The 10,011-nt window shown below is 66.3% G+C and carries 11 protein-coding genes; 3 read left to right on the forward strand and 8 right to left on the reverse strand.

Annotated features, from left to right (window positions below):
* The coding region (locus AC16XC_RS02615) for a hypothetical protein (RefSeq protein WP_484033079.1) at positions 1-195 on the forward strand (195 nt) is incomplete at its 5' end.
* Between the two features lie 52 nt (positions 196-247).
* Here the strand turns inward: AC16XC_RS02615 and AC16XC_RS02620 are convergent.
* From AC16XC_RS02620 to AC16XC_RS02630, 3 genes are all read right to left on the reverse strand, one after another.
* Complete coding sequence (locus tag AC16XC_RS02620; RefSeq protein WP_484033080.1) at positions 248-925, reverse strand: MOSC domain-containing protein; 678 nt, start codon at positions 923-925, stop codon at positions 248-250.
* On the reverse strand, positions 922-2,130 hold the full coding sequence (locus AC16XC_RS02625) for an amidohydrolase family protein (protein WP_484033081.1): 1,209 nt from the start codon (positions 2,128-2,130) through the stop codon (positions 922-924). The genes AC16XC_RS02620 and AC16XC_RS02625 overlap by 4 nt, the downstream gene beginning before the upstream one ends.
* Before the next feature lie 69 nt (positions 2,131-2,199).
* Positions 2,200-2,796, reverse strand: coding sequence for a class I SAM-dependent methyltransferase (locus AC16XC_RS02630; RefSeq protein ID WP_484033082.1), 597 nt, complete (start codon positions 2,794-2,796; stop codon positions 2,200-2,202).
* A 34-nt stretch (positions 2,797-2,830) separates the two neighbouring features.
* Between AC16XC_RS02630 and AC16XC_RS02635 the strand changes: the two genes are divergently transcribed.
* Entirely contained in the window at positions 2,831-3,691 is an 861-nt protein-coding gene (locus tag AC16XC_RS02635) for a PhzF family phenazine biosynthesis protein (protein WP_484033083.1), read from the forward strand.
* Here AC16XC_RS02635 and AC16XC_RS02640 read toward each other — a convergent pair.
* The 5 genes from AC16XC_RS02640 to AC16XC_RS02660 form a co-directional block, all read right to left on the reverse strand.
* A complete protein-coding gene (locus AC16XC_RS02640; RefSeq protein ID WP_484033084.1) occupies positions 3,678-4,058 on the reverse strand; it encodes a glycine zipper 2TM domain-containing protein in 381 nt (126 codons plus the stop codon). The two genes, AC16XC_RS02635 and AC16XC_RS02640, sit on opposite strands and share 14 nt — an antisense overlap.
* 116 nt (positions 4,059-4,174) lie before the next feature.
* A complete protein-coding gene (gene rlmN, locus AC16XC_RS02645) occupies positions 4,175-5,518 on the reverse strand; it encodes a 23S rRNA (adenine(2503)-C(2))-methyltransferase RlmN (RefSeq protein WP_484033085.1) in 1,344 nt (447 codons plus the stop codon).
* A 37-nt stretch (positions 5,519-5,555) separates the two neighbouring features.
* Positions 5,556-6,029, reverse strand: coding sequence for an invasion associated locus B family protein (locus AC16XC_RS02650; protein ID WP_484033089.1), 474 nt, complete (start codon positions 6,027-6,029; stop codon positions 5,556-5,558).
* Positions 6,030-6,581: 552 nt separating this feature from the next.
* Positions 6,582-7,064, reverse strand: coding sequence for a GreA/GreB family elongation factor (locus tag AC16XC_RS02655; RefSeq protein WP_484033086.1), 483 nt, complete (start codon positions 7,062-7,064; stop codon positions 6,582-6,584).
* Positions 7,065-7,068: 4 nt separating this feature from the next.
* Entirely contained in the window at positions 7,069-9,036 is a 1,968-nt protein-coding gene (locus AC16XC_RS02660) for a lytic transglycosylase domain-containing protein (protein ID WP_484033087.1), read from the reverse strand.
* 103 nt (positions 9,037-9,139) lie between these two features.
* On the opposite strand from AC16XC_RS02660, the gene dapA reads away from it, so the two are divergent.
* On the forward strand, positions 9,140-10,011 hold an 872-nt coding region (gene dapA, locus AC16XC_RS02665; RefSeq protein ID WP_484033088.1), incomplete at its 3' end, for a 4-hydroxy-tetrahydrodipicolinate synthase.

Genomic DNA, 10,011 nt, shown 5'->3' on the forward strand with positions numbered 1-10,011 from the left:
ACTTTCGCGCCCGACGGCCCCGAAAAATGCAGCGGGCTCCCGGTTCGGCGTTACGATGCCGATAGCCTGGCTCGCGAACTTGGCCCGCAAATTGAATTGATCGAATCCTGGCGCGAGGAACACCACACACCCTGGGGCAGCGGCCAGGCATTCAATTGGTGCGCGTTCCGCAAAGCAGGACCGTCGCCGACGTAATCTGAAGCGCGTTCGGCGAAGATCCCCGCCCTCGGGCGGAGGACATCACCTGTCAATCACGCCACTGCCGCGCATGCGCCTCGCCTTCCTGGATCACCGCGCGTTCGAGCGCGCGTTCGCGCCATTTCTGGTTGAGCTTTTCGAGCCTGGCCACTTCGACCAGTTCGCGCGTGCTGGTGCCCTTGTGGAACAGCGCCTTGAACACCCGTGCGACGCTCCAGCCTTCATGGGCCCGCTCGACCAACTCGAGCGCATCGCCCTCTTCCACCTGGCCGGGCTCGATTACGCGGTAATACCAGCCGGTCCGGGCAGTCTCGACCACCTTGGCGGTGATGCCCTTGCGCTGGAACTTGTGGTCGATCTTCCAGCACGGCTGGCGGCCCTGGCTGACTTCGACCAGTGCGCTGCCGAGCCGCAGCCGGTCGCCGATGCAGATGTCTTCCTCGGTCAGCCCGTCGGTCGTGATGTTCTCGCCGAAGGCGCCCCGTGCCCGCAGCAGGTCGTGCCCGCCGAGGAATTCATGCCAGAAGGGATAATGATCGTGCGGATAATGGTGGACCGCCATTTCCAGCCCGCCATGATGGAGCTTGTCGGCGACCTCGTCGCCGTCGAGGCCGAGCGGTTCGATGGCGACCGGGCCTGCAACCGGATGGCGGAAGATCGCGCTCTGCTCCTCGCCGCGGAACAGCCGCGGCCGGCCGACCATCACCGGGCCGATCGTGTACCTCATTCGGCGGCGACCGCCTCGTAGCCGATGTCGAGCTGGCCGAGCACCGTCGCCTTGCCGAGATCGAGTCCGTAAAGCATGGCCGCATTGCCGCCGACGATCTTGCGGACATCCTCGACGTCCATATGGCCCATGGTTTCTGAAATGGTCTTCTGGCTGTTGGGCCAGATGCTGTCGGGGTGCGGGTAGTCGCTCGCCCACAGGAGGTTTTCGGGCCCCCAGAATTCGGTCAGCCGCATCGCGGTCGGGCTTTGCTGGAAGGTGCCATAGACCTGCCGCCGGAACAGCTCGCTCGGTTTCAGCTTGAGCGGGATGCCGCCCTTGTCGTCCCAGTAATCGGCGCATTCCCATAGGCGGAAATGGCGATAATCGAGTTCCTCGACCACCCACGGAACCCAGCCGACCCCGCTTTCGGCGATCACGATATTGAGGCCCGGATGGCGCTCGAGAATGCCCCACGCAAAAAGGTCGACGAAGGGGTCGAGGAACTGCTCGATGAACATCTTGGCGTGGAGGAAGGTCGCGCCGGGCGAGCCCTTGTATTTGTCGAACGCCTTGGTGACGCCCGGGAACACTGTGACGTGGAAGGAGAGGACGATGCCGCTCTCTTCGAGCAGCGCGAACAGCGGTTCCCAGCGTCTGTCTTCGAGCCGCGGTTCGCACACCGCTATCTGGAGATTGGCCTGTTTGACCCCGCCGCGTTTCGCCAACCGTTCCAATTCGTCGCGCGCGGCCTCGGGATGCGGCGGGAGCATCGCCACCCCGATCAGTCGCTCTGGCGCGGCGCTGCAGAAATCCTCGTACAGCCAGTCATTATAGGCGGCATAGCAGGCGCGCATCAGCGCCTCGTCCTTGGTGTTGATCGAGGTGACGGGTCCAAAGACGAGCTGTGCCCAAACACCGTCGCGATCCATGTCTTCGAGCCGCAGCCTGGGATTGCCGGCGCGCAGTTCGGTCAAATCCTCGATCCCGCCGCGATCGTAGGCGGTCTTGATCGGCTTGGGCCCGTCGCCGAAGAAAGTGCTCTTCGTGCCCGACCAGAGGCCCCAGCTCTCGCCGTCGCACAGCCACATGCCGCCTTGATCCGAGATCGCGACATGCGGTGCGCGCCCGCCCCAATTCGCGGCCATGCGGCCGGTCCACAAATCGGCCGGCAGCATGTTGAGGTCGAGATGGTCGTCGCAACTGACGAGGGGGGCAGTGATCATTCAAGTCTCTCCGGGGAGCAGGCGGCGGCTTGCAAGGGATGATGGCACCCTGCGCAGTGCGTCGCAAGTTCAACGGCGCGCGAGGACCTTGACCCAGGGGATCGGCCCGCCGCCATAGGATCCGGCGACCAATTGTTCGGTCCGGAGTTTCTGCCAATCGACGACAGAATAGGCCTCGCGCAGCGCCGCTTCCGACATGTAGTTGTAATAGCGCCCGAAATCGTCGCGATGCCCGCTGTCGTCGCCTCCGACGTCGCCCTTGAAATTGGCGAAATGCCAACCGCCTGGTTTCAGCGCGCGATGCACACGGCGGATGATCGCTGGCAGGTCTGCGCGCGGGACATGCAGCAGGCAGGCATGGCACCAGGCGGCGTCATAGGCTTCGACCTCGTCGAGATCCTCGAACCGCATCACCGGCACCGCGCGCCCGATCCGTTCGCTCGCCAGTCGTGCCATCTCCGGCGAACCATCGCTCGGACGGACATCGAAGCCGCGCGCGAGCATGTGCTGCGTATCGCGCCCGTCGCCGCAGCCGAGTTCGAGGATTGTCGCGCCCGGTTCGAGCAGGTCGAGAAACGCGTCGAGTTCGGGGCCCCAGTCATGCGGCAGGGCAGAGGCCCATTCTGCGGAGCGCGTCTGGTAGAATTCGAGCGTTTTCGGGTCCATAGCGCTCGCCATAACCGGGAAAGGCGATTCCGCAATGAAACTCGACCTGGTCGATGTATTCGGCTCCGAACCGATGAAGGGCAATCCGTTGGGCGTCGTCCATGGCGGGGAAGGCCTGTCCGACGCACAGATGCTGGCGCTGACCCAATGGCTCGGCTTCTCGGAGACGACGTTCCTCCTGCCGCCGACCGACCCGGCTGCCGATTATCGCGTCCGCATTTTCTATCCGGCGGGCGAATTGCCGTTTGCCGGCCATCCCACGCTCGGCTCGTGCCATGCCTGGCTCGCAGCCGGCGGCCGGCCGCGGCGCGAAGGGCTGGTCGTGCAGGAATGCGGGGCGGGGCTGGTCGAAGTAAGGCAGGACGGCTCCATGCTGGCCTTTGCCGCGCCGCCGCTCTTGAGGGGCGGGTTGCTGTCCGATGACGACCGGGCGGAGGCAGCGCGCGTCGCCGGGGTGCCCGAGACAGCGATCGTCGAAGCGGTCCATGCCAATAACGGACCGGGCTGGAAGCTCTTGCGCCTGAAGTCCGCTGACGATGTGCTCGCGGCGGACCCGGTCGCCAAGGCGCCGCCGGGAACCGATATCGGCCTCATCGGTCCGCATCCGGAGGGATCGGAAATCGCCTGGGAGCTGCGCGCCTTCTTCGCCAACCAGCACGGTTCGATCGTCGAGGATCCGGTGACCGGCAGCCTCAACGCCGCCGCCGCGCAATATCTCTTCGGCACCGGGCTGGCGCACGAAAGCTACATCGCGGGGCAGGGGCGGAAGGTCGGTGCCGACGGCCGGATCCATTGCTCGCTCGACAAGAACAACGCGGTGTGGATCGGCGGGCGTTCGTTCACGATCGCGCGCGGAGCGGATTTGCCGATAACCTGGCAACTCAGCGACATTTGAGGTCGCCGCTGTCGATCGCCTTGCCGAGTGCGCCGCCCACGACCGCGCCGAGCACCGTGCCGAGCGTCTTGTCGCCCCGTGCGGCCAATTCGTGCCCGGCGAGCGCGCCGACCGCGGCGCCAATCACCAGCCCGGTCGTGCCATTGTCGCGCCTGCAGTAATAGCGCCCGTCTCGGCCCCGCCAGACATAGGAATTGCGCGTGATCCTGCGTGGCTCGAGATAACGCCCGCGGCTGTCATAGATTTGCACGACCCGCGCGTCCTTGGCGCGTTTGCCGTGGGCCGGCGCCCAGGGCGGCGGATCGGCCAGGACGGGGGCAGGGACCAGCAGGGCGGCCGCGGAAAGGGCGAGAATTGTCTTGCGCATGGATCGTCTCCTTGCATTGCGTCCGGCAATCTGGCCGGGCTGGAGACGTGATGTGGCCGGCAAACTGAACCGCTCATTGCCCATGATGGTGAATCGTGCGGGAATTGCGGCGAGCGTCAAAATGCCTGCTTTTCCGCCGCCTCGCGATCCCGTTCGGCGCGGCTCTTCTTGTGCGCCGCGGTCTTGAGCTGGCCGCATGCGGCATCGATGTCGCGCCCGCGCGGGGTGCGGATCGGGCCGCTGATGCCGGCTTCGAAAATGATCGACGAGAAGCGCCTGATCCGCTCCGGGTCCGAGCATTCGTAATTCGCGCCGGGCCAGGGGTTGAACGGGATCAAATTCACTTTGGCCGGGAGCTTGTAATGCTTGATCAGCCTGACGAGTTCGCGCGCATCCGCGTCGCTGTCGTTCTTGTCCTTGAGCATGACATATTCGAAGGTGATCCGCCGCGCATTGCTCGCGCCGGGATAGGCGGCGCAGGCCTCGAGCAGTTCCTCGATCCCGTATTTGCGGTTCAGGGGCACGATCTCGTCGCGGATCTCCTTGCGCACGGCATGGAGCGAAACCGCGAGGTTGACGTTGATCTCCTCGCCGCAGCGTTCAATCATCGGCACCACGCCGCTGGTCGAAAGCGTGATCCGGCGGCGCGACAGCGCGAGGCCCTCGGCATCCATCACCAGCTTCAAGGCATCGCGGACATTGTCGAAATTGTAGAGCGGCTCGCCCATGCCCATCATCACGATATTGGTGAGCAGGCGGCCATCGGCGCTGTATTCGGGATCGTCGTCATAATCGTCATCCCGCTCGCGAGTCCCCGCGCATGCGGGGACCTCGGGCGGTGAAGCGCTTGCCGGAGGGAGGTCCCCGCCTGCGCGGGGACTCGTGTTATTTGCAGGGCCCGATTTTGGCCATTCGCCGAGCGCATCGCGCGCGAGCATAACCTGGCCGACGATCTCGCCGGGGGTGAGGTTGCGCACCAGCCGCATCGTCCCGGTGTGGCAGAAGGTGCAATTGAGCGTGCAGCCGACCTGCGACGACACGCACAGGGTCCCGCGATCGGCATCGGGAATGAACACCATCTCGAAGTCGTGCCCGTCGGCGGTCCTGAGCAGCCACTTGCGCGTGCCGTCGGTCGAGTGCTGGGCTTCGACCACTTCCGGCCGCCCGATCACGAACCGCTCGGCGAGCCACGGGCGCATGGTCTTGGCGATGTCGGTCATCGCCTCGAACTCGGTGACGCCGCGATGATAGAGCCAGTGGAACACCTGCTTGGCGCGCAGCCTGGCCTGCTTCGGGTCGAGCCCGGCATCGGCGAACAGCTCCGCGATCCGCGACTTGGGCAGGCCGATCAGATCGACGCGGCCATCCGCGCGCGGCGTGACGCCCTCGACAAGGTTTGGGCGCGCCACGGGAACCGGGTCGATCCGCCCGGGGATCTGCATCAGGTCGGTGTCTGGCATGATTGGCCGGTCATATAGTGTGCGCCCGCCCGATTGGCTAGCGCAGCCGCGCGCAGCCGACGGTCGCCGCATCCATCGCGGTGGCCGCGCCCTCGAGGCTGTATTCGTCGGTGAAGCGTCGTCCGCGCCGGTCGAGCGAGCTGACCGCCATCTCCCCGCCCGAGCGCATCGCGGCGACGATCGCGGCGTCCATCTGGCGGTCCTTCGCCCAGGCATCGCCGCCCCCGCCGGTGAGCTCGAAGCGCTGCCGGCCGATGGAAAGCCGGATCGCGGCGCCCTCGGCGATCTCGCGCGACAGCCTGATATGGAGCTGGCCCCGCACCGCCGGGTTCCGCTTCGGCCAGGTGCCGATACTGGCGTAGGGCGCATAGTCGCGCTCGCCGGCGGTTTCGGCGGGCACCGCGATGGCATAGCAGCGCGGGACATTGGGATCGCGAAACGCGCCCCAGGCGGAGAAGATCCCGAGGCTGTCCTTGGCCGCGGCCGGCGGGGCGAGCAGCAACGCGGCCATGGCCAGCGCGAGGGTGACACAAGTGACACCTGTCACCCTCCGCGTCACCCGCGAAAAACCGAGGATTCCCGCGGGCTTGCGCGGGCGAGGGTGACATTCTCCCGCCCAGGGGAAATTATTTTCTTCTTTCCCCACGGCGCAAGAAAATTGCGCGGTTTGGGCGCGGGAGAGGGGCGGAGTGCGATTCATCCGACCAGCCTAGCAGGTCGGGCGCGTGTAGGACATGGCGTGGACAAATGGGTCGGTGCGGCCCCCAAACCCTCTCCCCTGAAGGGGAGAGGGCTCCCATTTCGGAAACCCGCTCGCCCCGATCAACCGCCGCCACGTGCGGGTGGAAACGCGCGCCAGCCACAAGGGCGGAGGTCAGGGCAAGCTGCTCTAGCGCCTGTCCGGTTGAAACTGAATCGCCCCTCCCCGGCGGGGAGTGGTTGGGGTGGGGGCTCCACGCGCGAACGAGGCCAGAACCCCCATCCCAACCGTAGACGCTTCGCGCCGTCTGCGACTCCCCCAACGGGGAAGGGCTAATCGGGTTCATCCTGAACTAGACATACACTAGTCGGGATAGGCGATCGCCACCACTTCCCATTCCTTCTCGCCGCCGGGCAGGCGGACCTTGCGCAAATCGCCCACCGCCGCGCCGCGCAGCGCCCGGGCGATCGGCGCGCTCCAGCCGATCCGGCCTGCGCTGGCATCCTGCTCGTCGTCGCCGACCAGGGTGAGGGTGCGTTGCTCGTCGTCCTCATCCGCGATGGTGACGGTCGCGCCGAACCACGCCCGCGCCTTGTCGGGCTGTTGGCCGGGATCGACCACGCGCGAAGCCTTCATCCGCCGCGCGAGATGCGCCAGTTCGCGGTCGATCTCGCGCATGCGCTTGCGGCCATAGAGATAGTCGCCATTCTCGCTGCGGTCGCCATTGCCGGCCGCCCAGCTGACGATCTCGACGATTGCGGGGCGTTCCTTGCCGAGCAGATGGTCGTAGCGCGCCTTGAGCGCGGCCAGCCCCGCCGGGGTGATCGGATTGCCCGCTGCCGCCACGGCCTCAGCCGCCGAGATAGGTGCGAAGGTAATTGCTGACCTGGTGCTTGTGGCCGTGCTGACCGCGTTCGGGATACATGTGCTCGTAGACCACCGCGTTCTCGATCACGCGCTGGACGTAATTCTTGGTCTCGTAGATCGGGATCCGCTCGATCCATTCGATCCAGTCGATATTGCCCTGGCGCGGATCGCCATTGGCCTTGAGCCATTTGTTCACATTGCCCGGGCCGGCATTGTAGGCGGCGATCGCCAACGGGTAGGACCCGCGATAATAATCGAGCATGCGGCCGAAATAGCCTTCGCCGAGCCGGACATTGTATTCCGCATCGTCGATCAGCGAGGCGCTGAGATACTGGATGCCGAGCTTGCCGGCCTGTTCCTGCGCCGTCCCCGGCATCAGCTGCATCAGCCCGCGCGCGCCGGCATGGCTGATCGCGTTCTGGGCGAACTGGCTTTCCTGCCGGGTGATCGCGTGGATCATGGTCCAGTTGGTCGCGGGCGGGGTCTGCAGCGTCGGGAAGCCGATCGAGGTGAAGGTGTGAATGCCTTTCGATCCGGCCGCCTCGCCGGTGATCACCGCGAGGTCGCGGCGGCCGATTTCGCGGGCCAGTTCGGCGACCAGCGCGAGGTCTTCCTCGCTCTGCGCCTGGTTGGCGATCTCGCGGTAGAAACGGATGCCGACCCGCCACGGCGCATCGCGGGCGACTTCGCGCACCGCACGCGTCAGCGGCCGGGCCTGGAAGGACGCGCGTGCCTCGTCGCTGATCGCGACTTCGGGCGTGCCGTCGAGCGCGGGCATCTCCCGTTCGAGTTCTTCGAGCGCGAGCATGCCATAGAAGCGCTCGGGATATTGCGCGGCCTGTTCGAAATAGGAGATCGCGTCATAGGTCTGGCCGGCCTTCTTGGCGGCGAGCCCGGCCCAGTAGAAGCCCTTCGAGCGGGTCTGGGTAGTCTGTGCCGCCGCGCCATAGCGATAGAACAGCGGGGCGGCCTTGGCCGGATTGCCGAGCTCCCAAAGCGCAGTGGTGCCGCCGAGCCAGGCGAGCGAGGTGTAATCGTCGCGCAGGCCATAGCCGAGCGTGCTGACATCGGTGCCGGGCAGGAAGGCATCGTCGAGCGAAGCGGCGATGGCGACGGCGCTGCTCGGCCCGGCGCGGCGGGCGACGGTCAACAGTTCCTCGACCCAGTCGGCCTGGTCGTGCGGCAGGCGCGAGAGCCTGGGCCGTGTCGCCAGCAGGTCGACCGCTTCGACGTAACGTCCGTCGGCGCGCAGCCGGCGCGAAAGATTGTAGATATAGCCCGGGTCTTCGAGCGCGCCCATTTCGGCGGCGGAATTGTAGATTTGCGGATTGCCGCCCTCGATCGCAACCAGCCGCGCCTCGTAGAGGAAGCGCTTGTCGATGGAAGTGCGCGGCAGTTGGCGCCGGGCCTCGGCAATGTCACGCTCCCACAGCAGCGCATCCATCCGCGCGTCGTGGTCGTCCTGGGTGAAAATCGGGCCGTACAGCGAAAGCAGGGTCGCTTCGGCGGTTTCGCTCATCACCCCGCCGCGCCATGCCGTGCGCGCGAGTTCGGGTGCTTCGGCGCGCCCGTCGGCGGCTAGCGCGAGCGCGTATTGCGCGCGCGCCGGGTTGGTGACCGGTTTGAACCGGTCGAAGAAGGCGACCAATCGCGAGGCCTCGACCGCTTCGCCCAGCAGCTTCTTCTCCGCGGTTGCCTGGAGCTTGTCCTCGTCGGGCAGGCCCGGATAGGTCAGGATGAACCCGGCATAATCGCCGAAACTGTAGCGTTCGGACGACGACAATTCCTGCCACTGGGCAATCGCATTGGCCATCGGGCCGGGCTGGCTCGCGACCAGTTCCTGGCGCGCGCGATCCCACTCGGCGGCGTCATTGGCCACCGTCGGCGCCGAGGCGCCGATCGCGGCGCCGGCGAGCAGGAGTATCGTACATCTGCGAACCATGCTGGACATTGTGCCTCTTGGCTCCTTATCAGGCGCTGAACGAATATCCCGATGCATGGTCAATGCAAAGATACTCGAATGGGTTAATTGGGAAAAGAGAGGTTCGAAGTCCATGTTTTCCGGCTCGATTCCGGCCCTGGTGACTCCTTTTCGCGACGGGGCGATCGACGAAGCCGCGTTCCGGCGCCTGGTCGACTGGCAGATCGAGCAGGGTTCCTCGGCCCTCGTCCCGGTCGGGACGACCGGCGAGGCGCCGACCCTCAACAACGAGGAACACCACCGGGTGATCCGCATCTGCGTCGAACAGGCCGATGGCCGGGTGCCGGTGATCGCGGGCTGCGGCAGCAACAACACCGACACCGCGATCTGGCACATGCAGGAGGCCGAGGCGGTCGGCGCCGATGCCGCTTTGTGCGTCGCGCCCTATTACAACCGCCCCTCGCAGGACGGGCTGATCGCGCATTACGGCGCGCTGGCCGAAAGCAGCGAGCTGCCGATCATCCTTTACAACGTGCCGGGCCGGACGGTGACCGACATTCTGCCCGCCACCGTGATCGAACTGGCGAAGCGCTATCCCGGGCGGATCGTCGGCATCAAGGACGCCAGCGGCGACCTCCAGCGCGTGGTCCAGCATCGCGCCGGGGCGGGCGCGGGCTTCTGCCAGCTGTCGGGCGACGACCCGCTGGCGCTGGCGGGCTATGCGCTGGGGCAGGTGGGCTGCATTTCGGTGACCGCCAATGTCGCGCCGAAGCTCTGCGCGGAATTCCATGCCGCGGCGCTGGCGGGCGATTTCGAGACTGCCCGCATGCTCAACGAGGCGCTCTTCCCGCTGCACAAGGCGCTGTTCGCCGATGCCAGCCCGGCGCCGACCAAATATGCGCTCAGCCGGCTGCACGACTGGCTCAACGACAGCGTCCGCCTGCCGATCATCCCCTGCAGCGCCGAGGCGCGCAAGCAGGTCGACGCGGCGATGGAGGGGGTGGG

The organism is Candidatus Andeanibacterium sp., from assembly GCF_057143545.1.

Coding starts and splice junctions, on each gene's coding strand:
- AC16XC_RS02620 (WP_484033080.1), bottom strand. CDS start 925: ATGAGGTACACGATCGGCCCGGTGATGGTCGGCCGGCCGCGGCTGTTC.
- AC16XC_RS02625 (WP_484033081.1), bottom strand. CDS start 2,130: ATGATCACTGCCCCCCTCGTCAGTTGCGACGACCATCTCGACCTCAAC.
- AC16XC_RS02630 (WP_484033082.1), bottom strand. CDS start 2,796: ATGGACCCGAAAACGCTCGAATTCTACCAGACGCGCTCCGCAGAATGG.
- AC16XC_RS02635 (WP_484033083.1), top strand. CDS start 2,831: ATGAAACTCGACCTGGTCGATGTATTCGGCTCCGAACCGATGAAGGGC.
- AC16XC_RS02640 (WP_484033084.1), bottom strand. CDS start 4,058: ATGCGCAAGACAATTCTCGCCCTTTCCGCGGCCGCCCTGCTGGTCCCT.
- rlmN (WP_484033085.1), bottom strand. CDS start 5,518: ATGCCAGACACCGACCTGATGCAGATCCCCGGGCGGATCGACCCGGTT.
- AC16XC_RS02650 (WP_484033089.1), bottom strand. CDS start 6,029: ATGGCCGCGTTGCTGCTCGCCCCGCCGGCCGCGGCCAAGGACAGCCTC.
- AC16XC_RS02660 (WP_484033087.1), bottom strand. CDS start 9,036: ATGTCCAGCATGGTTCGCAGATGTACGATACTCCTGCTCGCCGGCGCC.